Source organism: Streptosporangium album (assembly GCF_014203795.1).
Lineage (GTDB): Bacteria > Actinomycetota > Actinomycetes > Streptosporangiales > Streptosporangiaceae > Streptosporangium > Streptosporangium album.
Map to the genome: position 1 here is coordinate 2,037,075 of NZ_JACHJU010000001.1, position 26,503 is coordinate 2,063,577.

The window sequence follows — 26,503 nt, forward strand, 5'->3', positions numbered from 1 at the left end:
AGCGGGGATTATCGGTGCAGATCCCGGATTCCAGCGAGCAACGTTGGCGCTAGTCCCGGTAGGGAAACAAGAATATCCGGCAGTGAGGGGTCACCTTGGTTGTAGTCCAGAGGTGAGTCGTCGATGCGGCTGGCGTGCGCTCCCGCGGCGAGGGCCACGGCCACCGGCGCGGCGGAGTCCCATTCGTACTGGCCGCCGGCGTGCACGTAGGCCTCGACCTCTCCGGTGAGCACTGCGGAGATCTTGGCGCCCGCCGATCCGATCGGCACCAGGTCGGCGCCGGCGAGACGGGCCAGGTCCTGGACGAACTCCGGCGGCCGGGTCCGGCTGACCGCGATCCGCGGTCTGGCATCCGGCCGGAGCGCGGGCAGCGCGGGAGGCCGCAGGGTCGACAGCGTGCGACCCTGGGCGGGCAGCGCCACCGCTCCCGCGGTCAGCACGCCCCGCTCCCAGAGCGCCACGTGGACCGCCCAGTCGCTCCGGCCCTCCTCGGCGAACTCACGGGTGCCGTCCAGCGGGTCGACGATCCACACCCGCTCGGCCCGCAGGCGGCGAGGGTCGAGGCGCTCCTCCCTGGTCGCCTCCTCCGACAGGACGCTGTCATCCGGGCGCGACCGTGCCAGTGCCTCCATCAGGAACAGATGCGCGGAGGCGTCGCCCTCCTTGCGGAGCCTGGAGGGATCAGCGAACCCCTCCTTCTCCCGCAGAGCCAGCAGCCTCTCACCGGCCTCCGCCGCCAGGTCCGTGGCGAGAACATGATCGTCACGAATCATTATCAGTATGCTCCAGATCCTCGTGCGACAGCCGAACAAGTCTTCCACAGGATCTGCAGGTCCAGCGTGAGAGACCAATTCTCGACATAACGCAGATCCAGACGGACGGATTCCTCCCAGGACAGGTCGGATCGGCCACTCACCTGCCAAAGGCCGGTCATCCCCGGCTTGACCAGCAGCCTGCGGCGGACGTCGTCTCCGTAGCGGGCGACCTCGTCCGGCAGCGGCGGCCGGGGTCCGACCAGTGACATATGTCCGAGCAATACGTTGATCAGCTGGGGCAGTTCGTCCAGGGAGTGGCGGCGGAGCCGGGCGCCCAGCGGGGTCACACGCGGATCTTGCCTAATCTTGAACAACACGCTCTGCCCGTCCCCGGCAAGGTCGATCCTCTGCTGCTCGGCGTCGACGCCCATGGTCCGGAACTTGTAGATGGTGAATTCGGCGCCGCCCCGCCCCACCCGTCTCTGACGGAAGAACGCGGGCCCCGGACCCGACATCCGTACGGCCGCCGCCAGGCCCGCGAGAAGGGGGAGCAGCGCGACCAGCAGCAGGGCGGCCCCGATCCGGTCGAAGAGGTTCTTGACCACCTGGCGCAGACCCGCGATCTCGGGATGGTCCACATGCAGCAGCGGCAGCCCCGCTGCCGGGCGGATGGTGATCCGCGGACCGGCGACCTCCATGAGCGCCGGAGCCACGACGAGATCGGTGTCGGTCTTCTCCAGCCTCCAGGCCAGCCGCCGCAGCGCCACCCCGTCCATCTCCGGGCAGGCCAGCACGGCCACGGTGTCCGCCGCGATCTGCCCGACCACGAGTGCGACGTCGGAGAGGCCTCCCAGGACCGGGACGCCCTCCACGTCGCCCGTGCCGTCGCGCGGCATGCAGACCCCGACGATCTCCATGCCGTGGTAGCGCTCCCGGCGGAAGCGGCGGATCAGCTCGGCGGTCGCGGCCCGGTGCCCCACCGCCACCACCCGCCGCATGCAGTCGCCCCGCGCCCGCCTCCGGTGCAGCCGCCAGCGCAGGCCGTAGCGCGCCAGGAGGGTGAGCACCGTCGCCAGCGGGATCGCCAGCACCACGTAACCGCGGGCCACATCGGTCTTGGTGACGTAGGCGCCGATGGCGGAGGCCGCGGTGAGCATGAATCCGCACTGGAGGACCCGCTGGAACTCCTCCGGCCCCAGGCCGAACAGGCGGGGTTCGTAGGCGCGGTTCAACGCGACCGCGCAGACCCAGGCGAGGGGGAGCGCGGCGCTCACCACCACATAGGGAGTGACATACGGAGTAACCTCGCCGAAGCGGACGGACAGTGCGAGGAATCCGGCGAGGGCGGCAGAGCCGATGTCGGCGGCGACGGCCCGTGCTCGATATCCGCGCACCCAGCCCGGCATGCGGGGGCGAGGTGCTGTCACGGATCTCGGTATCGCCTGGACGACGGTCACGTCGCGCACGCGCTCCCCCTGCGTAACCAATCATCAACGGACAGTGACCGAATGCTAGCGGGGAGAAGAAAGGCCGGAGGGTTGAAGACCGAAACGTATATCTCTGTGGACATTGAGGCTGATGGCCCGATCCCTGGGCCGTATTCGATGGTCAGCTTCGGCATGGCCGTGGCCGGACGGATGACCGGGAAGGTCTTCGAACCGGTCGATCCGCAGACCCACACCTTCTACGCCGAACTCAAACCGATCAGCGACGACCACGTGCCCGAGGCGCTCGCCGTCAGCGGACTCGACCGGGAGAAGCTGATCCGTGACGGGCTGGAGCCCGTTGACGCGATGAGGGCCGCCACCACGTGGATCCGCGAGGTGTGCGCCGCCGGTGCGCCGGTGCTGGCGGCCTACCCGCTCTCCTACGACTGGATGTGGATGTACTGGTACTTCATGCGCTTCGGCGGCGTCTCACCGTTCGGGCACTCACGCTGTATCGACCTCAAGACGCTCTACGCCGCCAAGGCGGGCGTGCCGATCGGCTGGGCCACCAAGCGGCAGATGCCCGGCCATCTGCGCTCCTCGCGGCCGCACACCCACAACGCGCTCGACGACGCGATCGAGCAGGCCGAGCTGTTGCAGAACCTGATGGCCCTCGACTGAGACCGGGCCCCGGGCGACGCCGTACGGCACGGCCCGGCCGATGCGCCCGCGCTATCGGGGCGGGCCGGAGACGTTCAGGTCACCGGCGTGGAAGGTGTTCTGGGTCGCCTCAAGACCCGAGGTGATCAGTGACTCCACCACGTCGGCGGCACGGTCGACCAGGAACGGCAGATCCTTGCGCTCGGCGGTGGCGAAGTCCCGCAGGACGTAGGAGGCGGCGTCCATCCGGCCGGGAGGACGGCCGATGCCGAAGCGCACTCGCAGGTAGTCCTTGGTGGCGAGGGACTTGGTGATCGACTTCAGCCCGTTGTGGCCGTTGTCGCCGCCGCCCAGCTTGGCCCGGAGCGCGCCGTACGGGATGTCCAGCTCGTCGTGGACCGCGATCACGCGCGCCGGGTCCACCTTGTAGAAGTCGGCGAGGGCCTTGACCGGCCCGCCCGAGAGGTTCATGAAGGACAGCGGCTTGGCCAGCACAGCGGGGGCGCCCGCCAGGCGGCCCTCCAGCACCTCGGCGCGCGACCTGTGCACCTTGAAACGCCCGCCGGCCCGCGCGGCGAGCTCGTCGAGCACCATGAAACCCGCGTTGTGCCGGTTCCCGGCATACTCCGGCCCGGGGTTCCCCAGGCCCACGACCAACCAGCGGTCCACGGTCGGCATCCCTTCATATGCGCGTCAGGGCAGTCCGGCCTCGGACTGCCCTGACAGGTGTAGCAGAGAAAACTATTCGGCGGACTCGCCCTCGGCGGCCTGGGCGGACTCGCCCTCGGCGGCCTCGGCCGCGGGCTCACCGGTCGGGGTCGCGGTGACGTGCAGCACCAGCGTGTCCGGGTCGGCGATCAGGCTGGTGCCCTTGGGGAGCTTCAGCTCGCCGGCGGTGAACTGGGTGCCGATCTCCATGCCCTCGACGTCGACCTCGACGCCCGTCGGGATGTGGGTGGCCTCGGACTCGACCGAGATGGAGACGAGCTGCTGGTCGAGGATGCCGTCGGCCACCTCGCCCACCACGGTGACGGGGATGTCGATGGTGACCTTCTCGCCGCTCTTGACGAGGAGGAGGTCGACGTGCTCGAGGAAGCCCCTGATCGGGTCACGCTGGACGCCCTTGGGCAGCGCCAGCTCGCCGGCCGCGCCCTGGAGGCGGATCAGCACGTTCGGCGTGCGCAGGGCGAGCAGGAGCTCGTGGCCCGGGAGGGTCAGGTGCTGCGGGTCCGTGCCATGTCCGTAGAGAACGGCGGGCACCTTGTTCTCGCGACGGATCTTGCGGGCGGCGCCCTTGCCGAACTCGCTGCGGGGCTCGGCGTTGATGACTACTTCGGCCATGGCGGATCTCCTAGGGATCTTCAGTGGGACAGGAAGGTGCGTTCCCCCTCACCCGCCCTAGCGGAAGGCGTTACGAACGCACGCAATCTATAAAGCCTAGCGGATGTATTGCCGGGCTCCGCCCGACGGCTCAGGTGCCGGTGGCCGGCGCCTTCCCCCGCCCCTCGGTCCGGATCACCGGCGCACCTTCGCGTCAGCTGTCGCCTTCGAACAGGCTCGTCACCGAGCCGTCGCTGAAGACCTCGTTGATCGCACGGGCGATCATCGGGGCGATGGACAGCACCGTGAGCTTGTCGAACCTTTTCTCCTCGGCGAGCGGCAGGGTGTTGGTGACGATCACTTCGGAGATCTTGGAGTTCTTCAGCCGGTCCACCGCCGGGTCGGAGAACACCGCGTGCGTGGCGGCCACGAGCACGTTGGCGGCGCCCTGCTCGTACAGTGCGTCGGCCGCCTTGCAGATCGTTCCGGCGGTGTCGATCATGTCGTCGATCAGCACACAGGTGCGGCCGCGGACCTTGCCGACGACCTCGCTCACCTTCACCTGGTTGGCGACCTCAAGATCGCGGCGCTTGTGGATGAAGGCCAGCGGGGTGCCCAGCGTGTCGGCCCAGCGCTCCGAGAGCCGCACCCGGCCGGTGTCGGGCGAGACGACCGTGGTCGTCTCCAGGTCGAGCTTGTCCTTGAGGTAGTCGACCAGCACCGGCATGGCGAACAGGTGGTCCACCGGGCCGTCGAAGAAGCCCTGGATCTGGGAGGTGTGCAGGTCGATCGACATCAGCCGGTCGGCACCCGCCGTCTTGAACATGTCGGCCATCAGACGGGCGGTGATGGGCTCGCGGCCGCGGCTCTTCTTGTCCTGGCGGGCGTAGCCGAAGAACGGCATGATCACGGTGATCCGTTTGGCGGAGGCGCGCTTGAGCGCGTCCACCATGATCAGCTGCTCCATGATCCACTGGTTGATGGGCTCGGTGTGGCTCTGGATGACGAACGCGTCAGAGCCCCGGACCGACTCCGTGTAGCGGGCGTAGATCTCGCCGCTGGCGAAGTCACGTAGCGTAGTGGGGGTGATATCCATTCCGAGGTGGCTGGCCACCTCCTCGGCGAGCTCCGGATGCGCCCGCCCGGAGAAGAACATGAGGTTCTTCTCACCGGTCAGCTTGATGCCACTCACGACTTGCTCCCCTGCTGGTTTCCGGCCTCGGCGGCCTTCAGCGCCGCCTCGGCCGACTTGGTGCCCGCGCGCCTGCGCACGACCCACCCTTCAATGTTGCGCTGCCGCCCACGGGCCACGCCGATCGCCCCCGCGGGGACGTCGCTGTCGATGACCGAGCCCGCGGCGGTGTATGCGCCGTCGCCGATGTTCACCGGCGCGACGAGCATGGTGTCGCACCCGACGAAGGCGTGTTCGCCCACCGTCGTCCGGTGCTTGTTGACGCCGTCGTAGTTGACGAAGATCGCCGAGGCGCCGATGTTCGCTCCGGCACCGATCGTGGCGTCTCCCACATAGGTGAGGTGGGGCACCTTCGCACCCTCGCCCACCTGGGCGTTCTTCATCTCGACATAGGTTCCCGCCTTGGCCTTGCGGGCGAGCACGGTGCCCGGCCGCAGGTAGGCATAGGGGCCCACCAGGGCCTCGGGGCCGATCTCCGCCTCGACGCAGACGGCATTGCGGACCACCGCGCCCTCGCCGACCACCGTGTCGGTCAGCGTGGAGGCCGGGCCGATCTCGGCTCCCTCCGCGACAGCCGTACGGCCGTGCAGCTGGGTGCCCGGGTGGATCACCACGTCCTGTTCCAGGGTCACGTCCACGTCCACCCACGTGCTGGCCGGGTCGACCACCGTGACCCCCGCGCGCATGTGGGACTCCAGCAGCCGGGAGTTGAGCACCGTGCGGGCGAACGCGAGCTGCACCCTGTCGTTGACGCCCTCCACCTCGACGTAGTCGGCGGCGATGTGCGCGCCGACCCGGTGACCGTCCTCCCTCAGGATGGACAGGACGTCGGTGAGGTATTCCTCCCCCTGGACATTGGAGGTGGACACCCGCTTGACCGCGTCGGCCAGCAGTGCCCCGTCGAAGGCGTAGACGCCGGAGTTCATCTCCCGGATCGCCCGCTGCTCGGGGCTGGCGTCCTTCTCCTCGACGATCTCCAGGACCGCCCCCGTGGTGTCACGGATGATGCGGCCGTAGCCGTACGGGTCGGGCACCTCGGCGGTCAGCACGGTGACGGCGTTGCCGTCCTGCTCGTGCCGCTCCAGCAGCGTGGCCAGGGTGTCGGTGCGCAGCAGCGGCGTGTCCCCGTAGGTGACCAGGACCGTGCCGTCGATGGTGCCGGCCGTTTCCAGCACGATTCTGACCGCGTGACCGGTCCCCCTCTGCTCGGCCTGCACGACGGCCTGGGCATCGGGGCCGGTCCGCGCCAGATGGGCGTGGACCCGCTCTCGTTCGTGACCTATGACAACAATGAGCCGCTCGGGTCTGAGACCTCGAGCGGCGGTGAGCACGTGGTCGACCAGGGTACGGCCGCACAGCTCATGCAGGATTTTAGGTGTTTTCGACTTCATCCGGGTGCCCTCGCCTGCGGCAAGGACGATGACGGCGGCCGGGCGCGGCACACTCACGGACGAGGCTCCCTCGGCATCGCGGCTGAGACATGACAGAGCGGGATGCCAGATGTCCACCATCAGGGCAGCATCTGGTAACCCACTCGACAACGTGAGGATACCTTCCCCGCCGGGAACCCACCCAGCCGACCAGGCCGGTCAATAAACCGGACAGAAGCGATGGCTCCGGCACCAGGACTCGAACCTGGACAACAAGGACCAAAACCTTGCGGGCTGCCAATTACCCAATGCCGGACCGGCCCGGCTGTTCGGACGGAATCCGATCGCCTGGCCCCCCTACGATACCGAGCCCTTGACGTCGAACGCGCCTCGTTTTGAGTCCTCATCGACCACGAAGGGGGCCAGCTGGGGTAACGACCTCGTAGGGGCGGTACGGAGCGCGCCGTTTAGCAGGTCAGACGGGTGGTAGACAAGACATGAAACCACTACCGGTCCCCTCCGTGAGAGTCACCTTCTCCACATTAAACAGTTGGGGATTCCTAACTTACGATGGCGTAGGTTACGGTGGCGTAGCCAGACAAAATCCTGTCGCCCTTCTTCGAGCTACGTGAGGTAGCGCATGACCGTCGTCGCAGAACGTCCTGGTCCTGGCCCCAAACCGGAAGCCGATCCCGAGCGGAAGACCCGAGCTGAGATCATCACCTTCGGCGTGGTGGTCGCCGCCCCGCTGATCGCCCTGATCACCGCCATCCCGTTCGCCTGGGGGTGGGGGCTGGGCTGGAGCGACATCGTCATCGCCGGCGTCCTCTACGTGATCACCGGCCTGGGCGTGACCGTCGGCCTGCACCGCCACTTCACCCACGGGTCCTTCAAGGCCAGGCGCCCGCTGAAGATCGTGCTGGGCATCGCGGGCAGCCTCGCGATGGAGATGTCGGTGCTGGACTGGGTGGCCACCCATCGCAAGCACCACAAGTTCTCCGACAAGGATGGGGACCCGCACTCGCCGTGGCGCTTCGGGACCGGTTTCCGCGCCGTGAGCAAGGGCCTGCTCTGGGCGCACATGGGCTGGCTGTTCGAGACGGACCGGGCCAACCGCGAGAAGTACGCCCCGGACCTGGTCAAGGACCCCGACATCGTCAAGCTGCACAAGCTCTTCCCCGTGCTGGCGATCACCACGATAGTGCTCCCCGCGGTGCTGGGCGGCCTGCTCACGTTGTCCTGGTGGGGCATGGCCACCGGCTTCTTCTGGGGCACTCTGGTCCGGATCGGGCTGCTCCACCACGTGACCTGGTCGATCAACTCCATCTGCCACGTCTTCGGCGAAGAGGTCTTCGAGTCGCGCGACAAGTCCCGCAACGTCTGGTGGCTGGCCATCCCCTCGTTCGGCGAGTCCTGGCACAACCTGCACCACTCCGACCCGACCTGCGCCCGGCACGGCGCCCTCAAGGGCCAGATCGACCTCAGCGCGGGTGTGATCCGCTGGTTCGAGAAGGCCGGCTGGGCCTATGACGTCCGCTGGCCGACCCCCGAACGACTGGCGGCGAAGCGCATTGCCGCCTGACGGCCAAGCAACAACCGCCCCGGCGGCCCGAAACACACCACCGCCACCCGACCGCCAAGCAACAACCGCCCCGGCGGCCCGAAACACACCACCGCCATCCGAGACACCTACGGGAACCACGCCGGAGGTCGACAATGACGCGGTTCCTGCCTCACGCACGGAAAGCGTCATTATGAGAACCGTGAGCGAACCTCGACGACGCATGTCAGGCAAGGAACGCCGGGAGCAGCTGATCCAGATCAGCAGGTCCCTGTTCGCGGAGAAGGGATTCGACGGGACGTCCGTCGAGGAGATCGCCGCGAGCGCCAACGTCTCCAAGCCAGTGGTCTACGAGCATTTCGGCGGGAAGGAAGGCGTCTACGCGGTCGTCGTCGACCGCGAGATGCAGAAGCTGCTGGCGATGGTGACGGAGGCGCTGTCGGCCTCGCACTCGCTGATCAAGCTGGAGCGGGCCGCACTGGCCCTGCTCGCCTACGTGGAGGAGAACAGCGAGGGCTTCCGCATCCTGGTCCGCGACTCGCACGCGGCCTCGGGGACGGGTACGTTCGCCAGCCTGATCAACGACATCGCCAGCCAGGTCGAAGACGTGATGGCCGACGAGTTCGTCGGACGGGGCTACGACCCGAAGCTGGCGCCGATGTACGCGCAGATGCTCGTGGGCATGGTGGCCCTGACCGGGCAGTGGTGGCTGGACGTGCGCACGCCCCCGCGGGAGGAGGTCGCCGCGCACCTGGTCAACCTGGCGTGGAACGGCCTCGTCGGACTGGATCCGCGCCCCCGGCTGACCGCCTCCTCCCGCGGCATGGAACAGCGGCGGGCGCCGCTGCCCTCGCACCCGACCGACAGGGAACTGCGAGAGATGGGCAAGGCCCGCGAGCGGGAACTCAAGGAACAGGAGAAAGTCCGCGAGCGGGAGTTCAAGGAGCAGGAGAAGATCCGGCAACGCGAGCAACGCGAGGCCGAGAAGCTGGCGAAGGAGCAGGAGAAGGCACGCGAGCGGGAGCTCCGCGAGCAGGAACGGCTGTTCAAGGAGCAGGAGAAGATCCGCGAGCGGGAGCTCAAGGAGCAGGAGAAGATCCGGCAACGCGAGGCCAAGACCGCCGACCGGGAGACGGCGCGGCAGGCCAAAATCTCCGGACACCCGGACGAGACAGGCCCGGAACATGAGTCCAGCGGATAAGCAACAACGGCCGTTGCGACAAAATTAACGTTAAGTTCAACTAAAGCGGGCATTCTGCTCATATGTCCGCAGAACCCGCACTGACCACCGACGAAGGACTGCCCCTTCCACAGGAACGCTTCCTCAACCGCGAGGAGAGCTGGCTGCAGTTCAATCAGCGGGTCCTGGAGCTGGCGGAGGACTCGTCCCTCCCCCTGCTGGAAAGGGTCAGGTTCCTGGCGATCTTCGCCAGCAACCTGGACGAGTTCTTCCGGGTACGCGTAGCAGGCCTCAAACGGCGGATGGCCACCGGCCTTCTCCTGCGGACCAAGAGCGGACTGAAACCCCGCGAGGAACTGGCCAGGATCGCCTCCATCGCCAACGACCTCGCGCAACGGCACTCGGTCTGTTTCCACGACCGGCTCTGGCCCCAGCTGGCGGCCGAGGGAATCCAGATCATGCGCTGGGAGCATCTGGGCCGTGACGAGCGGACCGAGATGCGCAAGCTGTTCCGCGAGCGGATCCGGCCGGTGCTGACGCCACTGGCCGTCGATCCCGCCCACCCTTTTCCCTATATTTCCGGCTTGTCGCTCAACCTGGCTGTCACCGTCCGCAACCCCACGACCGGTCACACGGTGTTCGCCCGGGTGAAGGTGCCAAGCCAGCTCCCCCGTTTCGTGGCGGCGTCCAAGGACCGCTTCGTCCCGCTCGAAGAGGTGATCGCCGCACACCTCGGCCAGCTCTTCAAGGGCATGGAGGTCGTAGAGCACCATGTCTTCCGGGTGACCCGCAACGAGGACCTGGACGTGGACGAGGACGTCACCGAGAACCTCATGCAGGCCCTGGAGCGGGAACTCCTCAAACGCCGGTTCGGCCCGCCGGTCCGGCTTGAGGTCGAGGACACCATCACCCCCGAGGTGCTCGACCTGTTGGTGGACGAGCTGGGGGTGGCCGAACACGAGATCTACCGGCTGCCCGGCCCGCTGGACCTGACCGGGCTGCACGCCATCGCCGATCTCGACCGGGGCGAGCTGAGCTTCCGTCCCTTCGTGCCCGCGGAGGTCGTCCACGTCGAGGACGACATCTTCGCGGTGCTCCGCGAGCGGGACGTGCTGTTGCACCACCCGTACGATTCGTTCTCCACGAGCGTGCAGCGCTTCATCGAGCAGGCGGCGGCCGACCCGAGCGTGCTGGCCATCAAACAGACGCTCTACCGGACCAGCGGCGACTCACCGATCGTGGACGCGCTGATCGACGCCGCCGAGGCGGGCAAGCAGGTCGTCGTGGTGGTGGAGATCAAGGCGCGCTTCGACGAGCGCGCCAACATCACCTGGGCACGCAAGCTGGAACGCGCCGGATGCCATGTGGTCTACGGGATGGTGGGGCTGAAGACCCACTGCAAGCTGGCCCTCGTCGTACGGCAGGAGCCCTCCGGCGAGCTCCGCAACTACTGCCACATCGGCACCGGCAACTACAACCCCAAGACCGCCAGGCACTACGAGGACCTGGGGCTGCTCACCGCCGACCCGCTGGTCGGCGAGGACGTCACCGACCTTTTCATCCACCTGACCGGATACTCCAACCACTCGGCCTACCGGCGGCTGCTGGTCGCCCCGCACTCGATGCGCGGTGGGCTGCTGGCCAGGATCGAGCGGGAGATCGCCCACCAGCAGGCGGGCCGCCCGGCCAGCATCAGGATGAAGACCAACTCCCTGGTGGACGAGCCGGTCATCGACGCGCTCTACCGGGCCTCTCAGGCGGGCGTGCCGGTGAACCTGTGGGTGCGCGGGGTGTGCACGCTGCGGCCGGGCGTCCCGGGGCTGTCGGAGAACATCCGGGTCAGGAGCGTGCTGGGCCGGTTCCTCGAACATTCGCGGATCTACGAGTTCGGGCGAGGGCGCAGGCCGGAGACCTGGATCGGCAGCGCCGACCTGATGCGCCGCAACCTGGACCGCCGGGTCGAGGCGCTGGTCAAGGTCACCAGCCAGCAGCAGCGGGTCTACCTCAGCGATCTCCTCGACCTGGCGATGTCGGAGGAGACCGCCACCTGGTGGCTCAACCCGGACGGGACCTGGACCCGGCACCGGGGTGAGGACCTGCAGACCCATCTGATCGCCACCCGGCGATGGAGGACGATCGATGACTGAGCTGGACGTCCATCCGACCGACATGATCCGCGCCGCCGGGGCGGTGGTGTGGCGGGGCACGGAATCCGCACCGGAGGTCGCGCTCGTTCACCGGCCGAAGTACGACGACTGGACCTTCCCCAAGGGGAAGCTGAAGCCCGGCGAGCACGTCATCGCCGGTGCCCTGCGGGAGGTGGCGGAGGAGACGGGGATCACCGCGCTGCTCGGCCGGTCGCTGCCGCCGATCCACTACCTGAAGGGCAGGCGGCTCAAACGCGTCGACTACTGGACGGCCCGGGTGGCCTCCGGGGGGCGATACACCGCGGTGGACGAGGTCGACAAGGTCATCTGGCTGCCGATGAAGGAGGCCAGGCGGCGGCTGACCTACGAGTGGGACGCCGGACTGCTCCGCGCGCTCACCGCGGTCCCCCTGCGGACCACGCCGCTCATCCTCGTCCGGCACGGCCTGGCCGGGTCGCGCCAGGAGTGGGAGGGCGACGACGACGAGCGGCCGCTCGACGAGGCCGGCAGGATGCAGGCCGAGGTGCTGGCGGACGTGCTGTCCGGCTACCACCCCACGGAGCTGCTCAGCTCTCCCAGCAGGCGGTGCGTGGAGACGCTGGAACCGTACGCCGAACGGGCCGGCCTGGAGATCCGCCGTGAGCGTCTCCTGTCGGAGACCCACTACGATCCCCGCGCCTCGCTGCGCCTGGTCTCCAAGGCCATGGACTCGGAGCAGCCGACGGTTCTCTGCAGCCACGGCAAGGTCCTGCCCGAGCTGATCACCGAACTCAGCGACCGGCCGGGAGACGTGCAGCTGCGCAAGGGCGCGTTCATGGTGCTGCACCGCGCCGGCGGCAGGGTCGTGAGCGTGGACCGCTACATCACCTGAGGGTCGCCGCCCGGCGACGGGCGGGCGCGCGGAAGACGGCGGGCGCGCCGCCACCTCGGCTGAGGATCACAGGAGCTTGGCGACGGCCTCCGTGGTCTCGGCCCAGAGGCGGGGGAACTCCTCGAAGGCGCGCTCGGCGGCGGCCCGTTCCAGGCCGCTCAGCACGCCGTAGGTGAAGGTGTCCTCCCCGAGCCGCCGGGCGGCCTCGGCCTCGGCCGCGAGCCGTCCCTGCGCGACGACGCCGTCCAGGTGCGCACCCAGCGTCTCCTGCACGGCCTCCGCCCGTCCGGCGAGCTTCTTCATGCCGAGCGTCTCGGCGGTGTAGCGGGCCCGCTTGGCCGCCTTGCGCACGTCGTGCATGGCGGGTTCGCGCACGACGGGGTCGTCGGCCGCCTGAGCCCTGGCGTAGGCCCGGGTGACCCTGCGCCAGCTCTTGGCGGCGAGGGCGTCCAGCGTGCCGGCGGGCCGGCGGGCCGCCTGGGTGAGCGTGGGGCTGCCGGTCAGGTCGTCGAGAGCGTCAAGCAGGGCGAAGTAGCGTTCCCCGCCGAGCATCTCCCTGATCCGGTCGTAGGCCTCGTGCTCGGCGTCCAGCAGGTCGGAGCTGAGGCGAGCCCGGACCGGGCCCACGATCAGCTCGCCGTCCAGGCTGTCGAGCCTGCGGGCGAAGCGCTCCCGGACAACCTCCAGATCGCGCACCTCACCTAGGATCTGGCCGAGCCACTTGAGCTCCTCCTGGAGAGGGTCTGTGCCCTCGATGACCGAGGCGAACGACTTCAGCGCGCTGCGGAGCCGGCGGCTGGCGACGCGCATCTGGTGCACGGCGTCCTCCTCGGCCTGCCGTACCCTCGGGTCCTGCGCGAGCAGGGCGTCCGCCTGGGCGGAGAGGTAGTTCATGACGAGCTCTCCGGCGGAGCCCGGCCTGGTCGCGGCGCGCGGGGGCCCGGGGACGGGGGCGACGGCGTTGAGCAGGCGGGCGAGCTTGCTGGCGGAGCCCGCCGGGGCCGCTCCGGCCTTGACCAACCGCCTGCCGACCTTGCGGAGCAGCTTCTCGTCGCCTTCGACCAGCTCCGCCTCGACCTCGCGCCAGCGCTCGACGTGCGGTTCGGCGCCGAACACCGTGCCCTTGACCCGGTCGTCGGCGATCTCCACCAGCCGTACGCCCGCGCCGTTGACCGGCGTGGTCACCCCGCGGCGGGTGTCGAGTTCGGCGATCGGGACCAAGGGGGCGCCCCTGGTGTAGGCGAGAACGAGGTCCGCCAGCTCGGTGGGGACGGTCTTGATGCTCCGGGTCAGGGGATGGGCGATCTCCTGCCGGACCCCCTTGGCCTTGGGCAGTTTGAGATGCCAGCCCGCGTCGGTTCCGCCTCTGCGCCGCCGCAGGGTGATCCCCCGCGCGGCGAGCCTCAGATCGGGGGTGTCGAAGTAGAGCGCGACAAGCTGGTAGGTCCTGGGGCCCACGACGTCGACGACTCCCGGGAGACCGGTCAGCTCGGGAGTTTCGTAGTCCACCGGTACGTCGAACTTGTCCTCGATCTCTATCGCCACAGGTCATCCCCTGATGTACCGAGATAAATACTTATTTCCAGCAGTATTTATTGATGCCCGGTTATCTGTCGAGAAACTCTGGGCGGCCGATCAATTCTGGGCCACCACGAAGATCCGGCGGAACGGGAAGACCGTCCCGTACGGCCGCCGCGGATAGGCCTCGTTCAGCAGGGCGGCGCAGTCGCCGAGGAACGCCTCCGCCTCGTCGGGGGCCAGCCGGTCGAGCATGGGGCGCAGGGCGGTGCCGGTGATCCACCGGAGCACGGCGTCCTCGCCGGGGAGCACATGGAGGTAGGTGGTCTCCCAGGCGTCCACCCGGCAGCCCAGCGCGGTGAGCAGGTGGAGATAGCCGGCCGGGTCGTCGACCGGGGACTCCCTGGCCAGGTCGCCGAGCCGGTCACGCCATTCCGTACGGCACAGCTCTCGGACCAGCGCATGACTGGGAGCGTCGAAGTTGCCCGGCACCTGGAAGGCGAGCCAGCCTCCGGGGGTCAGTGCCCCGGTCCAGCGCGGCAGCAGTTCCCGGTGCTCGGGCACCCACTGCAGGACCGCGTTGGACACGATCACGTCCACCGGGCGCTCGGGTTGCCACCGCGTGACATCGCCGACGGAGAAGGTCAGCCGCTCCCCCGCCGGAGCCTTCCCGATCATCGCGGGTGAGGAGTCGAAGCCGTGGACCTCGGCGTCCGGCCAGCGCCGGGCGAGTTCGGCGGTGAGCTCGCCGCTGCCGCAGCCCGCGTCGACCACGCGGCCGGGACGCTCGGCGGATATCCGGGCGACGAGATCGAAGAAGGGCCGCGAACGCTCGTCGGCGTAGCGGCCGTAGATGACTGGGTCCCACATATCTCTCGACATAAAGATACTTGATATCGAGAAAGATATCTCGATGTCAAGAAAGATACACTCTGCCGTATGACCCTGCACCACGCGGATCACGACGCCGACCGCCCCGCGGACGAGGTCGATCACCTGGTCGCCGCCTGGCGCCAGGAGCGGCCCGACCTGGATGTGGAGCCGCTCCAGGTGCTCAGCCGGGTCTCCCGGCTCGCCCGGCACCTGGACCGCGCCCGCCGGGCCTCCTTCGCCGAACACGGCCTGGAGACCTGGGAGTTCGACGTGCTCACCGCCCTGCGCAGGGCCGGCGAGCCGTACGAGCTGAGCCCCGGAGCGCTGCTGCGCGCGACTCTGGTGACGTCCGGGACGATGACCAACCGGATCGACCGCCTCGCCACCGCCGGGCTGGTCCGCAGGCGCCCCGATCCCGAGGACCGGCGCGGAGTCCTGGTGTCCCTCACCGACGCCGGACGGTCCCGGGTGGACAGCGCCTTCGCCGACCTGCTCCGGCGCGAGCGCGAGCTGCTGGCAGGCCTCGGAAAACATGAACAGCAGGCCCTGTCGGGCCTGCTGCGCACACTACTCATCCCTTTTGACGCGACCGGCACCGGAGCGCACTGAGCACTATGCCCCTCGGAGAGGGATGAACGTTCACTCACCGAGGCGGTCGGCCGCCTCCAGCCATTCGGCCTCGACGGTGTCCTTCTCGGCGATGATGTCCTTGAGCTCCGCGTCGAGGGAGGCCAGCCGGCCGTAGTCGGCGGCGGCGTCGGCCATGGAGGCGTGGAGTCTGGCCTCGCGGCTGCTCAGCTTGTCGAGCTGACGCTCCAGACGGGAGAGCTCCTTGCGGAGCTCGCGCTCCTCCTTGGCCGACAGGCCGGTCTCGGATGCCTGCGGGGCCGGCCCGGCGGGCGCGGGAGCCGAGGCGCCGGACGCCGCCCGGGCCGACAGCGCCGCCCCCGAGGCGCGCCGCGCCAGGTATTCGTCCACACCACCCGGGAGCATCGACAGCTTGCCGTCGCCGAGCAGCGCGACAGTCCGGTCGGAGACACGCTCCAGGAAGTAACGGTCGTGGCTGACCAGGATCAGCGTGCCGGGCCAGCCGTCGAGCAGGTCCTCCAGCTCGTTCAGCGTCTCGATGTCAAGGTCGTTCGTCGGCTCGTCGAGCAGCAGCACGTTCGGGTCGTCCATCAGCAGGCGCAGCAGCTGGAGCCGCCGCCGCTCGCCGCCGGACAGATCGCCGACGACCTTCCACTGGGCGTCGCCCTTGAAGCCGAGACGCTCCAGGAGCTGGGAGGCGGTCCACTCCTTCTTGCCGACCTGGATGAACTTGCGGATCTCCTCGACGGTCTCCAGCACCCTGCGGGTGGGATCGAGCTCGCCCAGCTCCTGCGACAGGTGCGCCAGGCGGACCGTCCTGCCCCGCACCACCCTGCCGGAGTCGGGCTGAACGGTGTCGGCGAGCAGGCGCAGCACCGAGGACTTGCCCGAGCCGTTCACCCCGATCAGGCCGATCCTGTCTCCCGGGCCGAACTGCCAGGTGGAGTGGTCCAGGACCAGCGGGCCCCGTCCGGGACCACCGGCGTGCAGGGTGACGTCCTCAAGGTCGTAGACCGTACGGCCCAGCCTGGCGGCGGCGAACTTGACCAGCTCGACGCTCTCCCGGGCCGGGGGCTCGTCGGCGATCAGCGCCTGGGCCGCGTCGATGCGGAACTTGGGCTTGGATGTGCGCGCGGGCGGACCCCGGCGGAGCCAGGCGATCTCCTTGCGCATCAGGTTCTGCCGGCGGGCCTCGGAGGCGGCGGCTACCCGGGCGCGCTCGGCCTTGGCCAGCACGTAGGCGGCGTATCCGCCTTCGTAGCGCTCGACCGAGCCGTCCACGACCTCCCAGGTCCGGGTGGAGACCGCGTCCAGGAACCACCGGTCGTGCGTGACGACCAGCAGCGCGGTCTTCCTGCCGGACAGGTGCCTGGCGAGCCAGTCGATCGCCTCGATGTCGAGGTGGTTGGTGGGCTCGTCCAGGATGATCAGGTCGTGCTCGCCGATGAGCAGCCTGGCGAGCGCCGTGCGGCGCCGCTCACCACCCGACAGGCTCGCGGCGAGCGCGGTGAGGTCGATGTCGCCGAGCAGGTTGGCGAGGATCTCGCGGATGCCCGCCTCGCCCGCCCATTCGTGCTCGGGCCTGTCGCCCAGGACGATCTCCTGCACCGACAGCGCCGGATCGAGGTCGTCCCCCTGCGACAGAGTCGCCACGTGGAGGCCCCGGTTGTGGGTGACCCGCCCGCCGTTGGGCTTGAGATCACCGGCGATCACCGAGATGAGCGTGGTTTTTCCGCCGCCGTTGCGGCCGACCACCCCGATGCGGTCGCCCGACTCGATGCCGAGGGAGACGTCGCGCAGCAGCGGCTTGGGACCGTAGGAGTGGGAGACCGACTCAAGGTTGACCAGATTCATCGCTTTACAAGGGTATCCGGTCCCGGCCTACACAACCGTCGGCCCGGAGACCGGGCCGTAGGCGGTGATGACGTCACGGGCCACGCCTGTGGCCGTGAGGGACACGGCCAGCTCCTCGGCGTGGGCCTCGGAGTCGGCGAGGAAGGCGCAGGTGGGCCCGGAGCCGGAGACGAGCGCGCCGAGGGCGCCGTGCTCGCGGCCGGCGTCCAGGGTGCGGGCCAGGGAGCGCCGGAGCATCACGGCGGCGGGCTGCAGGTCGTTGACCAGTTCGGCGCCCAGCGCCTTGGCGTCTCCCCGGCGGAGCGCGGCCAGCAGCGGGTCGGAGGCCCGGGGCCAGGCGACCGTCTCGCCAAGGGCCTCGCGCATGCGGTCGCACTCGGCGTAGACCTTGGCCGTGGACAGGCCGCCGTCGGCCAGGGCGAACACCCAGTGGAACCTGCCACCGACCTCCAGCGGGGTGAGCCGCTCCCCCCTGCCGATGCCGACGGCCGTCCCGCCGAGCAGCGCGAACGGGACGTCGCTGCCGAGGTCGGCGGCGATCTCCAACAGGTCCTCGATCGGCAGGCCGAGGCCCCACAGCTCGTTACAGGCGACCAGCGCGGCGGCGGCGTCGGCGCTGCCGCCGGCCATGCCTCCCGCCACCGGGATCGCCTTGCGGATGACCAGGTTCACGCCGTAGGACCGCCCCGCGTGCCCGGCCAGCGCGAGGGCGGCCTGGATGGCGAGGTTGTTGTCGTCATCGGGCACCTGGTCGGCGCACTCGCCCTCGACCCGGACGCTCATCCCGGTCTTCGCGGTGGCCGTCACCTCGTCGAAGATCGACACGGCGTGGAAGACGTTCACCAGGTCGTGGTAGCCGTCATCCCGCAGCGGACCCACCGCGAGCTGCAGGTTGACCTTGGCGGGCACCCGGACGGTCACGGAGTTCATGCGCGCCTCGTCGGCATCGGCGCTGGCTTGCTCGTCACGGTCTCCGATCGTAACGGGGTCTCCTCCCCCTCGCGCGAGACACCCTCCGCCCGGGGCGGGAGCACGCCCTACGCGCGGTTCTCGGCGATCCGCGCGAAATCCTCGACGGTGAGTTGCTCGCCCCGCTCCGAGGGGTCGATCCCGGCGGCGCGGAGCGCCTGCTCGGCGGCGGCGGCCGTACCGGCCCAGGAGGCCAGGGCGGCGCGCAGGGTCTTGCGACGCTGGGCGAAGGCGGCGTCGACGACGGCGAAGACGTCCTCGCGGGCGGCCCTGGTCGAGGGCGGCTCGCGGCGCGTCATCGCGACGAGGCCGGAGTCGACGTTGGGGATCGGCCAGAAGACCGTACGGCCGACCGGACCGGCCCGGCGGACGTCGGCGTACCAGGCCGCCTTGACCGAGGGGATGCCGTAAACCTTGGAACCGGGCCCGGCGGCCAGCCGGTCGGCGACCTCGGACTGGACCATGACCAGGATGGTGCGCAGGGACGGCAGGGTCTCCAACAGGTGTAACACCACCGGAACGGACACGTTGTAGGGCAGGTTGGCGACCAACGCGGTCGGCTTCTCCTGGGGCAGGTCGTCCGGCAGGACCCGCATGGCGTCGGCGAGCACGACGGTGAGACGGTCGGCGAACTCCGGAGCCCGCTCGGCGACGGTCAGCGGGAGCTGAGCGGCCAGGACCGGGTCGATCTCCACCGCCACCACGGCGCGGACCTCGGGAAGCAGCGCGAGGGTGAGCGAGCCCAGCCCGGGGCCGACCTCGATGACCACGTCGTCAGGCCGCAGCCCGGCGACCCGGACGATCCGGCGGACCGTACCGCCGTCGATCACGAAGTTCTGGCCGAGCTTCTTCGTCGGACGGATATCCAGCTTTTCCGCCAGATTACGTATCTCCACCGGACCCAGAAGGCTCATGCTGGTTCCCCGTCCGGCAAGATGCCGCCCGCCGGGCCGCCGGGCCCACGGAATCGTTCGCTGCGCTCACTCACGGATGCACTCCCCACGTCATCCGACAAGTTTCGCGCATCGAACACACTGTGACGACGCGTCGGGAACACGGGAGACCCCGTTGTGGATAACGTTGCCATACGGGGGCTTGTCAGTATGGGAGGGAATCCGCCCCGTGATGAACACGTGAACCAGCCCGGTGTCGAGGGATTACGCCCCGGCGATCCCGAGCAGGTCGGGGGTTACCGGCTGCTCGGACGGCTCGGCGAGGGCGGCATGGGCACCGTCTATTTCGCGCTGGCCCCGACCGGACGGCCGGTGGCGGTCAAGATGGTCAAGGCGGAGTTCGCGGTCGAGGACGGGTTCGCCGCGAGGTTCCACACGGAGGTGGAGAACGCCCGGCGCGTGGCCTCCTTCTGCACCGCCCAGGTGCTCGACAACGGCAACGGCGAGGACGGCCGGCCGTACATGGTCACCGAATACATCGCGGGCACCCCGCTGTCCCGCCAGATCACCCAGCACGGCGCACTCGACCCCGGTCCCCTGCACGGCGTGGCCCTGGGGGTCGCCGCCGCGCTGGCCGCCATCCACGTCGCCGGGCTGGTCCACCGCGACCTCAAGCCCGCCAACGTGATCCTGTCCATGTCCGGCCCCCGCGTGATCGATTTCGGCATCGCCCGGGCACTGGACGCGACCCACGGCTTCACCCGGTCGGGCGAGGTGCTCGGCAGCCCCGGCTGGTGGGCTCCCGAGCAGGTGCGCGGCCTGGAGATCACCCCGGCCGCAGACGTCTTCGCCTGGGGCTGCCTGATCGCCTACGCGGGCAACGGCCGCCACCCGTACGGCCGGGGCGATCTGATCACCATGGCCACCCGGCTGCTGAACACCCCGCCCGACCTGGGCGCGCTCCCCGCCCCGCTCGACGGCCTGGTGCGCCGGGCCACCGCGATGGACCCCTACCGGCGGCCCAGCGCGCAGGACCTGCTGATCGCACTGGTCGGCGGCGGGATAGCGGCACCGGGCGAGGCGGCACCGGTCCCGGAGGACCCGCCCACCCTGATCGCCATCGACATGCTCAGCCGGTCGTGGCGGGCGCCGGCCAATGTGGAGCCCGACTCCACCCGGATCCTCGGCGTGCCCGCCGTGGACGCTCCCCCGGCCGCTCCCGCCCCGTCCGCTCCGGCCGGCGCCGGGGAGCGGCCGGCCCGGCGGCGGTGGCCGCTCGTCGGTGCGGCCGTCGCGGCGGCCCTGGCGGTCACGGCCGCCGTGCTGGTCAACGCGGGTGGCGGAGCCGGCGGGGCGACGCCGTCCACGGCCGTCGCCACCGCGGGCGCGGGCGTCACCGACGTGGGCCGGCGGATCGCGACGGGCTCCTTCGTCGAGGATCCACAACTGCTCATCCCCCAGGCCCCCCGGTGCGGCCTGACCGGTTACCAGGGCGCCGTCCCGGCCCGCGGCCGGTTCTGCGCGGTCCGGTGGACCCTGCTCAACACGGCGGGCCAGGCTTTTCCGATCAGCCGCGCCCCGCTCACCCTGGTGGACGACCGCGGCTCGGCACACAGCCCCGAGCCGGTCTCCACGGGCCTGCCGGGCACGCTGGCTCCCGGCGGCAAAGTGGACGGAGTCCTCGTCTACGACCTGCCCCCGGCCCGTAGACCGCTGAAGCTGACCGGCCGCGTGATCGAGGGCGGCAAGAGCATCGAGGTGAGGCTGTCATGAGGCTCCTGGCGTCCCTGCTGGTCGCGGTGGTGTTTACGGTGCCGCCGGTGCTCCCCGGACTGGCCGCGGCCTCTGCCGACTGCTCCGCGGCGAGCGGGAGCGACTTCGACGGCGACGGCACGGACGACGTGGCGGTCGGCGACCCGTCCGCGGATCTGGCCGGGGCCGGCGGCGCCGGAGCCGTGCACGTGCTGTTCGGCCGGGGTGCGGGCGGGACCGTCGTGAGCGCTCCCGAGCCCGGCGCGGGCGACGGTTTCGGATGGTCGGTGAAGCTGACCCACCTGGATGCCGACCGCTGCGCCGACCTGCTGATCGGCGCGCCGTACGCGGACGTGGCGGGAGAGCGGGACGCGGGCGCGGTCTACGCCGTGTACGGCGGGGCGCAGCGCAGAACGGTCCGCGTGGTCGCCCCCCGGCCGGAGCCCGACGCCCACTTCGGCTGGTCCCTGGCCTCCGGCGGGACCCTCGTCGCGGTCGGCGCGCCGTACGAGGACGCCGACGGGGTCGCCGACGCGGGGTCGGTATACCTGTTCGAGGCCGGCGGGCTCGGCGGCGCCCGGCGGATCTCCCAGGACAGCGCGGGGGTCTCCGGCAACAGCGAGGTCGGCGACATGTTCGGCTGGTCGGTGGCGATCGGCAGGCTGGGAGGCGTCGCCGAGGAGGCGGATCTCGTGGTCGGCGCCCCGTACGAGAACGACGACGGGGTGGGACGGCAGAACGGCGAGGGGAAGACCGACTCGGGATCGATCGCCGTGCTCTTCGATGTGCGGAACTCCCAGGGGAGGTACACCGGCAGGAAGTGGGATCTGCACGAGATCGTCGACACCGACGCGGGCGACCGGTTCGGCTACGCGATGGCCTACGCGCAGGAGGGGGACGTGGGCTACCTGGCGGTGAGCGCGCCGCTCGGCGACGGCGGGCGGGTGAAGGACTCCGGGCTGGTCACGCTCTTCCAGGCGTCCAGCACCGCGGAGATCACCCCTGCGGGCACCTTCGACCAGGGTGCGGAGGGCGCGCCCGGAGAAGGGTACGGCTTCTCCCTGGCGCTCACCGCGGAGGGAGGGGTCCGGCTGGCCGTGGGGGTTCCGTTCGACGGGCCGGACCAGCGGGGTGGCGTGTGGGTGATTCCGGTGGGGGATCCGGGCCAGGCCCGGCTGGCCGCCCAGGGCGGGGCCGGCGACCACGTCGGCTGGGCGGTGGGGTTCAGCGGGAACCGCCTGGTGACCGGTGCGCCGGACAAGGGCACTCCGGGGGCGCTGACGCTGCTGGGCCGTAACGACGCCACCGGAATCCCGCTCGCGCCCGGGGCCGGTCAGGTGCCCCTCATCGACGGCGGCGGCTCGGTCGACTTCGGCGCGGCGGTGGGCTGAGCTCCCGCGGCGGGTCACCAGGGACCGAAGACGGTCTCCCCGTTCGCGTTGATGGCCGAGGCGAGCTCGGCCGCCTCCATCCCCTTGACCTCGGCCAGGCAGCGCAGCGTGAGGGGGATGAGATAGGGCGCGTTGGGCTTGCCCCGGTGCGGGGTCGGCGGGAGGTAGGGGGCGTCCGTCTCGACGAGCATCAGCTCCCTGGGCGCGACCGCCGCCGCCTCGCGCAGGTAGGCGGCGTTCTTGTAGGTGACCGGGCCGGAGAAGGACATGAAGTAACCGGCCTCGGCGCACTTCCCCGCCATCTCCGCGTCACCGGAGAAGCTGTGGAAGACCACGATCTCCGGGGCGCCCTGGTCGGCCAGCACGCGCAGCACGTCGTCGTGGGCCTCGCGGTCGTGGATCACCAGGGCCTTGCCGGCCCGCTTGGCGATCTCGATGTGCGCCCGGAAGCTCGCGTGCTGGTCGTCCTTGGACGCCCAGTCGCGGTAGTAGTCGAGACCGGTCTCCCCCACCGCCCTGACGTGGGGGAGCCGGGCCAGCTCCTCGATCTCGGCGAGGGTCTCCGGCGTCGAGGCGTGCGCCTCGTTGGGGTGGATCGCCACCCCGGCGTAGACGTCGGCGTGCAGCCCCGCCGTGTCGGCGTTCCAGCGTGAGGACGGCAGGTCGTAGCCGATCGTGACGAGCCGGGTCACGCCGACCGCGCGGGCCTCCCTGAGGATCCCCTCGACGCTCGCCCGAGCCGCCTGGGCGGCTTGGGCGACGGGGTCTCCCGAGGACGCCTGGCGGTTTCCCACCATGATGTCCAGGTGGCAGTGGCTGTCGAACACCTCGGTGGCCAGAGGTTCGGGGGCGGCGGGAAGCTTCGTCGTGCTCACGCAGCCCAACCTACCGAGGAGCCGGTACGGCTCCGCACCGTCCCGCCGATCCCACCCCGGCGGGATCGGGCCTCCCGGGCCGCGGGATCGGCGGCGTCCCCGCCGATCGCCGTGACGGGATCGGCGGGGCGCCTGCCGCATCGGAGGCGTGTCACCCGTTCAGGCGGGCGAGCTCCTCATCGACGATCTTCGAGTCGAGCTTGGGGAACAGCGGGGTCGGCGGGGCGAGCGGGGTACCGGCCTGGATCGGGGTCGACTCCCAGCGCGCGGCGCCCTCGTAGGAGCCGGTGATGATCGGGTAGGTCCGCCCGTCGTCGTCGGTGACCTCGTGGATCTCCGGCATGCCCGACCAGACGCCGGTGCCGCCGAGCATCGCGTAGATCTTGTTGGAGGAGTTGGGCAGGACCGGGGTGAGCAGGGTCTTGGCGTCGTCGACGACCTGCAGGGCCACGTGGAGGATGGTCGCGACCCGCGCGGGGTCGTCCTTGATCTTCCAGGGCTCCTGCTCGGCCAGATACTTGTTGGCCTCGCGGATGACCTCGAACGCCTCGTTCGTCGCGTTCTTGAACCGGCAGTGCTCCAGCTCGGCGGCGGCCTTGGGGAAGGCGGCGCGGCTGCGCTCCAGCATCGCCTGGTCGGCGGTGGTGAGATCGCCCAGCTCGGGGATGACGCCGAAGTTCTTGGCGGCCATCGAGATCGAGCGGTTGACCAGGTTGCCCCAGGCGGCCACCAGCTCGCCGTTGTTGCGGTTGAGGAACTCCGACCAGGTGAAGTCGGTGTCCTGGGTCTCCGGGCCGGCCACCGCGATGTAGTAGCGCAGCGCGTCGGCGTCGTAGCGCTCCAGGAAGTCGCGCACGTAGATGACGACCTGGCGCGAGGAGGAGAACTTGCGCCCCTCCATGGTCAGGAACTCGCTGGAGACGACCTCGGAGGGCAGGTTCAGCGCGCCGAGAGAGCCCGGCTTGCCGTCACGGGCCCCCTTGCCGTTGTAGCCGAGCAGCAGCGCCGGCCAGATCTCGGCGTGGAAGACGATGTTGTCCTTGCCCATGAAGTAGTAGCTGAGGGCCTCGGGGTCCTGCCACCACCGCCGCCAGGCGTCCGGGTCTCCGGAGCGGCGGGCCCACTCGATGGAGGCGCTGAGATAGCCGATGACGGCGTCGAACCAGACGTAGAGCCGCTTGTTGGGCTGGTCGCGCCAGCCGTCCAGCGGGATCGGCACGCCCCAGTCGAGGTCGCGGCTCATCGCGCGGGGCTGCAGGTCGCCGAGCATGTTGAGGGCGAACTTCAGCACGTTGGTCCGCCACTCGCCCTGCTTGGACTCGAGCCAGGACGCCAGCACCTCGCCGAACGCGGGCAGGTCGAGCATGAAGTGCTCGGTCTCCACGAAGTCGGGCGTCTCGCCGTTGATCCTGCTGACCGGGTTGATCAGCTGGATCGGGTCGAGCTGGTTGCCGCAGTTGTCGCACTGGTCGCCGCGGGCGCTGTCGTAGCCGCAGATCGGGCAGGTGCCCTCGATGTAGCGGTCGGGCAGGGTGCGGCCGGTGGACGGTGAGATCGCGCCCATCGTGGTCTTGGGGAAGATGTAACCGTTGTCGTACAGACCCTTGAAGATCTCCTGCACGACGGCGTAGTGGTTCTCGGTCGTGGTCCGGGTGAACAGGTCGTAGGAGAGCCCCAGCGCCTGGAGATCCTCGACGATCACCCGGTTGTAACGGTCGGCGAGCTCGCGTGCGGTCACGCCCTCGTTGTCGGCCTGCACCTGGATCGGAGTGCCGTGCTCGTCGGTCCCGCTCACCATCAGGACCTTGTTGCCCGCCATCCGCTGGTAACGGCTGAAGATGTCGGACGGCACGCCGAATCCGGAGACGTGCCCGATGTGGCGGGGGCCGTTGGCGTAGGGCCAGGCGACGGCGGTCAGGATGTGCTGGGACATGAGGACAAGCCTAAGGGACGCGAGCTCAGGCCTTGGTGCTCTCCCGGTTTACGGTTTTGCCGCCCTCCCGGGTCACGGCTTCGGCGGCCTCCTCCGCGGCGGAGGCGGCCACGTCGATGGGCGTCTCCCTGGTGCGGCGGATGCCCAGGATGCTGATGAACAGCGACGCGAAGATGGTCTGGAAGCTCATGATCAGCGCGGTGGCCGAGGGCACGACCAGGCGCAGCGACTCCGACGGGATCAGCGTGCCGAAGCTGCGCGTCTGCCAGTGGACCAGCGAGGCGACCAGGCCGCCGAGACCGGCCAGGGCCAGCAGACCGCCGGCGATCAGGCCCTTCTCCAGGCTCACGATGTCGACGAGCTTGCGCACCCGCCTGTCCTCCGGCAGGAAGCCCTCCTCCGCCGCGTACACCTTGGTGAACACCGCGAACAGCACCGCCTGGAAGCCGATCACCAGCGCGGCCGAGGCGCCGACCAGGGTGTCGACGTCGAAGGCGAGCTTGCCGATGTAGACCGGCCCGAAGGTCAGGGCGGTGCCCCCGACCAGGCCGACGGTCATCAGGACCAGGCCGGGGATGAGGAACAGCCAGCGCGGGCTGTAGAGCATCAGGAAGCGCAGGTGGCGCCAGCCGTCACGCCAGGAACGCAGGTGCGGCGGGCGGGAGCGGCCGTCGGGCGACAGCGTGGTGGGCACCTCGCGCACGTCCAGCCCGGACAGCGTCGAGCGCACCACCATCTCGCTGGCGAACTCCATGCCGCCGGTCTGCAGACCGAGCTTGAGGATGGAGTCACGCCGGAAACCCCGCAGGCCGCAGTGGAAGTCACCGATGGCGCTGGGGAAGAACAGGCGGCCGATGAAGGAGAGCACCGGGTTGCCGAGGTAGCGGTGGAGCGGGGGCATGGCGCCCGGCGCGATGCCGCCCTTGAACCGGTTGCCCATCACCAGGTCGGCCCCGTCGCGCAGCTGCTCGACGAACGGCAGCAGCGCGGTGAAGTCGTAGGAGTCGTCGGCGTCGCCCATGATGACGTATCGGCCGCGCGCCGCCCGGATGCCGCCCATGAGCGCGTTTCCGTAGCCCTTGGCGTCCACGTGCACGACCCGGGCACCCGCGTCTCGCGCGAGCTGCTGCGAGCCGTCGGTGCTGCCGTTGTCGGCGATCAGCACCTCTCCGTCTATCCCGTGTTCCCGCATGCAGGCCAGTGCCTTGCGTACGCAGGTCTCCACGGTCTCCGCCTCATTCAAACAAGGCATCACCACGGTCAGTTCCACGTCTCAACCCCTCATTACGGCACAGACCAATCTCATCATGATGCCCTCTGTCGTCTACTGCGCGGGTCAACTCCGTGAAACGACTGGCATCCTGTAATGCATGG

General features: G+C 69.8%; 23 protein-coding genes and 1 tRNA gene. 8 read left to right on the forward strand and 16 right to left on the reverse strand.

The window, feature by feature from the left end; all coding sequences use genetic code 11:
- Positions 1 to 8 precede the first annotated feature (8 nt).
- Both FHR32_RS09530 and FHR32_RS09535 read right to left on the reverse strand, forming a co-directional pair.
- Complete coding sequence (locus FHR32_RS09530; protein WP_281390850.1) at positions 9 to 773, reverse strand: 3'(2'),5'-bisphosphate nucleotidase CysQ; 765 nt, start codon at positions 771 to 773, stop codon at positions 9 to 11.
- Positions 774 to 775: 2 nt separating this feature from the next.
- Entirely contained in the window at positions 776 to 2,161 is a 1,386-nt protein-coding gene (locus FHR32_RS09535; protein WP_246466728.1) for a sugar transferase, read from the reverse strand.
- 198 nt (positions 2,162 to 2,359) lie between these two features.
- Between FHR32_RS09535 and FHR32_RS09540 the strand changes: the two genes are divergently transcribed.
- Positions 2,360 to 2,863, forward strand: coding sequence for a 3'-5' exoribonuclease domain-containing protein (locus FHR32_RS09540; RefSeq protein WP_221465333.1), 504 nt, complete (start codon positions 2,360 to 2,362; stop codon positions 2,861 to 2,863).
- A 51-nt stretch (positions 2,864 to 2,914) separates the two neighbouring features.
- Here the strand turns inward: FHR32_RS09540 and pth are convergent, their stop codons facing one another.
- From pth to FHR32_RS09570, 6 genes are all read right to left on the reverse strand, one after another.
- Positions 2,915 to 3,520, reverse strand: a complete 606-nt coding sequence (gene pth / locus FHR32_RS09545) for an aminoacyl-tRNA hydrolase (RefSeq protein ID WP_184753982.1) — start codon at positions 3,518 to 3,520, stop codon at positions 2,915 to 2,917.
- A 63-nt stretch (positions 3,521 to 3,583) separates the two neighbouring features.
- Positions 3,584 to 4,183, reverse strand: coding sequence for a 50S ribosomal protein L25/general stress protein Ctc (locus FHR32_RS09550; RefSeq protein ID WP_184753983.1), 600 nt, complete (start codon positions 4,181 to 4,183; stop codon positions 3,584 to 3,586).
- 193 nt (positions 4,184 to 4,376) lie between these two features.
- Positions 4,377 to 5,354 (reverse strand): ribose-phosphate diphosphokinase, encoded by a 978-nt coding sequence (locus tag FHR32_RS09555; protein WP_184753984.1) that lies wholly within the window; start codon positions 5,352 to 5,354, stop codon positions 4,377 to 4,379.
- Positions 5,351 to 6,802, reverse strand: a complete 1,452-nt coding sequence (glmU, locus tag FHR32_RS09560; RefSeq protein ID WP_184753985.1) for a bifunctional UDP-N-acetylglucosamine diphosphorylase/glucosamine-1-phosphate N-acetyltransferase GlmU — start codon at positions 6,800 to 6,802, stop codon at positions 5,351 to 5,353. Before glmU ends, FHR32_RS09555 begins: the two co-directional genes overlap by 4 nt.
- Positions 6,726 to 6,977: a PEP-CTERM sorting domain-containing protein gene (locus FHR32_RS47195; protein WP_184753986.1), complete on the reverse strand. Its 252-nt coding sequence runs from the start codon at positions 6,975 to 6,977 to the stop codon at positions 6,726 to 6,728. Before FHR32_RS47195 ends, glmU begins: the two co-directional genes overlap by 77 nt.
- Positions 6,966 to 7,040, reverse strand: a tRNA-Gln gene (locus tag FHR32_RS09570). Before FHR32_RS09570 ends, FHR32_RS47195 begins: the two co-directional genes overlap by 12 nt.
- 324 nt (positions 7,041 to 7,364) lie before the next feature.
- Here FHR32_RS09570 and FHR32_RS09575 point away from each other — a divergent pair.
- From FHR32_RS09575 to FHR32_RS09590, 4 genes are all read left to right on the forward strand, one after another.
- Positions 7,365 to 8,306: an acyl-CoA desaturase gene (locus FHR32_RS09575; protein WP_184753987.1), complete on the forward strand. Its 942-nt coding sequence runs from the start codon at positions 7,365 to 7,367 to the stop codon at positions 8,304 to 8,306.
- A 172-nt stretch (positions 8,307 to 8,478) separates the two neighbouring features.
- The gene (locus FHR32_RS09580; protein ID WP_246466063.1) at positions 8,479 to 9,486 is read left to right on the forward strand and encodes a TetR/AcrR family transcriptional regulator; all 1,008 of its coding nucleotides are present in this window, start codon (positions 8,479 to 8,481) and stop codon (positions 9,484 to 9,486) included.
- 62 nt (positions 9,487 to 9,548) lie between these two features.
- Positions 9,549 to 11,612, forward strand: a complete 2,064-nt coding sequence (locus FHR32_RS09585) for an RNA degradosome polyphosphate kinase (protein ID WP_184753988.1) — start codon at positions 9,549 to 9,551, stop codon at positions 11,610 to 11,612.
- The gene (locus FHR32_RS09590; protein ID WP_184753989.1) at positions 11,605 to 12,483 is read left to right on the forward strand and encodes an NUDIX hydrolase; all 879 of its coding nucleotides are present in this window, start codon (positions 11,605 to 11,607) and stop codon (positions 12,481 to 12,483) included. Before FHR32_RS09585 ends, FHR32_RS09590 begins: the two co-directional genes overlap by 8 nt.
- Positions 12,484 to 12,549: 66 nt before the next feature.
- Here the strand turns inward: FHR32_RS09590 and FHR32_RS46615 are convergent, their stop codons facing one another.
- The gene (locus tag FHR32_RS46615; RefSeq protein WP_184753990.1) at positions 12,550 to 14,028 is read right to left on the reverse strand and encodes a CYTH and CHAD domain-containing protein; all 1,479 of its coding nucleotides are present in this window, start codon (positions 14,026 to 14,028) and stop codon (positions 12,550 to 12,552) included.
- 90 nt (positions 14,029 to 14,118) lie between these two features.
- Positions 14,119 to 14,871 (reverse strand): trans-aconitate 2-methyltransferase, encoded by a 753-nt coding sequence (locus tag FHR32_RS09600; RefSeq protein WP_184753991.1) that lies wholly within the window; start codon positions 14,869 to 14,871, stop codon positions 14,119 to 14,121.
- Between the two features lie 69 nt (positions 14,872 to 14,940).
- Here FHR32_RS09600 and FHR32_RS09605 point away from each other — a divergent pair, with 69 nt between their 5' ends.
- Entirely contained in the window at positions 14,941 to 15,483 is a 543-nt protein-coding gene (locus FHR32_RS09605; RefSeq protein WP_184753992.1) for a MarR family winged helix-turn-helix transcriptional regulator, read from the forward strand.
- A 30-nt stretch (positions 15,484 to 15,513) separates the two neighbouring features.
- Here the strand turns inward: FHR32_RS09605 and FHR32_RS09610 are convergent, their stop codons facing one another.
- From FHR32_RS09610 to rsmA, 3 genes are all read right to left on the reverse strand, one after another.
- Positions 15,514 to 17,316 (reverse strand): ABC-F family ATP-binding cassette domain-containing protein, encoded by a 1,803-nt coding sequence (locus FHR32_RS09610; protein WP_184753993.1) that lies wholly within the window; start codon positions 17,314 to 17,316, stop codon positions 15,514 to 15,516.
- 27 nt (positions 17,317 to 17,343) lie between these two features.
- On the reverse strand, positions 17,344 to 18,246 hold the full coding sequence (locus FHR32_RS09615; RefSeq protein WP_184753994.1) for a 4-(cytidine 5'-diphospho)-2-C-methyl-D-erythritol kinase: 903 nt from the start codon (positions 18,244 to 18,246) through the stop codon (positions 17,344 to 17,346).
- 107 nt (positions 18,247 to 18,353) lie between these two features.
- Positions 18,354 to 19,199 (reverse strand): 16S rRNA (adenine(1518)-N(6)/adenine(1519)-N(6))-dimethyltransferase RsmA, encoded by an 846-nt coding sequence (rsmA, locus tag FHR32_RS09620; protein WP_184753995.1) that lies wholly within the window; start codon positions 19,197 to 19,199, stop codon positions 18,354 to 18,356.
- Between the two features lie 219 nt (positions 19,200 to 19,418).
- Here rsmA and FHR32_RS44170 point away from each other — a divergent pair, with 219 nt between their 5' ends.
- Both FHR32_RS44170 and FHR32_RS09630 read left to right on the forward strand, forming a co-directional pair.
- A complete protein-coding gene (locus FHR32_RS44170) occupies positions 19,419 to 20,951 on the forward strand; it encodes a serine/threonine-protein kinase (protein WP_312882210.1) in 1,533 nt (510 codons plus the stop codon).
- Positions 20,948 to 22,321: an FG-GAP repeat protein gene (locus tag FHR32_RS09630; protein WP_184753996.1), complete on the forward strand. Its 1,374-nt coding sequence runs from the start codon at positions 20,948 to 20,950 to the stop codon at positions 22,319 to 22,321. The genes FHR32_RS44170 and FHR32_RS09630 overlap by 4 nt, the downstream gene beginning before the upstream one ends.
- Positions 22,322 to 22,335: 14 nt before the next feature.
- Here the strand turns inward: FHR32_RS09630 and FHR32_RS09635 are convergent, their stop codons facing one another.
- The 3 genes from FHR32_RS09635 to FHR32_RS09645 form a co-directional block, all read right to left on the reverse strand.
- Positions 22,336 to 23,196, reverse strand: a complete 861-nt coding sequence (locus FHR32_RS09635) for a TatD family hydrolase (protein WP_184753997.1) — start codon at positions 23,194 to 23,196, stop codon at positions 22,336 to 22,338.
- A gap of 151 nt (positions 23,197 to 23,347) precedes the next feature.
- Positions 23,348 to 25,129, reverse strand: a complete 1,782-nt coding sequence (gene metG / locus FHR32_RS09640) for a methionine--tRNA ligase (RefSeq protein ID WP_184753998.1) — start codon at positions 25,127 to 25,129, stop codon at positions 23,348 to 23,350.
- Positions 25,130 to 25,154: 25 nt separating this feature from the next.
- Positions 25,155 to 26,399, reverse strand: coding sequence for a glycosyltransferase family 2 protein (locus tag FHR32_RS09645; protein ID WP_184753999.1), 1,245 nt, complete (start codon positions 26,397 to 26,399; stop codon positions 25,155 to 25,157).
- Positions 26,400 to 26,503 lie beyond the last annotated feature (104 nt).

Excerpts from the sequence above, each read along its gene's own strand:
- FHR32_RS09530 (WP_281390850.1), bottom strand. The coding sequence starts at position 773 with ATGATTCGTGACGATCATGTTCTCGCCACGGACCTGGCGGCGGAGGCC.
- FHR32_RS09535 (WP_246466728.1), bottom strand. The coding sequence starts at position 2,161 with ATGCCGGGCTGGGTGCGCGGATATCGAGCACGGGCCGTCGCCGCCGAC.
- FHR32_RS09540 (WP_221465333.1), top strand. The coding sequence starts at position 2,360 with ATGGTCAGCTTCGGCATGGCCGTGGCCGGACGGATGACCGGGAAGGTC.
- pth (WP_184753982.1), bottom strand. The coding sequence starts at position 3,520 with ATGCCGACCGTGGACCGCTGGTTGGTCGTGGGCCTGGGGAACCCCGGG.
- FHR32_RS09550 (WP_184753983.1), bottom strand. The coding sequence starts at position 4,183 with ATGGCCGAAGTAGTCATCAACGCCGAGCCCCGCAGCGAGTTCGGCAAG.
- FHR32_RS09575 (WP_184753987.1), top strand. The coding sequence starts at position 7,365 with ATGACCGTCGTCGCAGAACGTCCTGGTCCTGGCCCCAAACCGGAAGCC.
- FHR32_RS09580 (WP_246466063.1), top strand. The coding sequence starts at position 8,479 with ATGAGAACCGTGAGCGAACCTCGACGACGCATGTCAGGCAAGGAACGC.
- FHR32_RS09585 (WP_184753988.1), top strand. The coding sequence starts at position 9,549 with ATGTCCGCAGAACCCGCACTGACCACCGACGAAGGACTGCCCCTTCCA.
- FHR32_RS09590 (WP_184753989.1), top strand. The coding sequence starts at position 11,605 with ATGACTGAGCTGGACGTCCATCCGACCGACATGATCCGCGCCGCCGGG.
- FHR32_RS09600 (WP_184753991.1), bottom strand. The coding sequence starts at position 14,871 with ATGTGGGACCCAGTCATCTACGGCCGCTACGCCGACGAGCGTTCGCGG.
- FHR32_RS09605 (WP_184753992.1), top strand. The coding sequence starts at position 14,941 with ATGACCCTGCACCACGCGGATCACGACGCCGACCGCCCCGCGGACGAG.
- FHR32_RS09610 (WP_184753993.1), bottom strand. The coding sequence starts at position 17,316 with ATGAATCTGGTCAACCTTGAGTCGGTCTCCCACTCCTACGGTCCCAAG.
- FHR32_RS09615 (WP_184753994.1), bottom strand. The coding sequence starts at position 18,246 with ATGAACTCCGTGACCGTCCGGGTGCCCGCCAAGGTCAACCTGCAGCTC.
- rsmA (WP_184753995.1), bottom strand. The coding sequence starts at position 19,199 with ATGAGCCTTCTGGGTCCGGTGGAGATACGTAATCTGGCGGAAAAGCTG.
- FHR32_RS09630 (WP_184753996.1), top strand. The coding sequence starts at position 20,948 with ATGAGGCTCCTGGCGTCCCTGCTGGTCGCGGTGGTGTTTACGGTGCCG.
- metG (WP_184753998.1), bottom strand. The coding sequence starts at position 25,129 with ATGTCCCAGCACATCCTGACCGCCGTCGCCTGGCCCTACGCCAACGGC.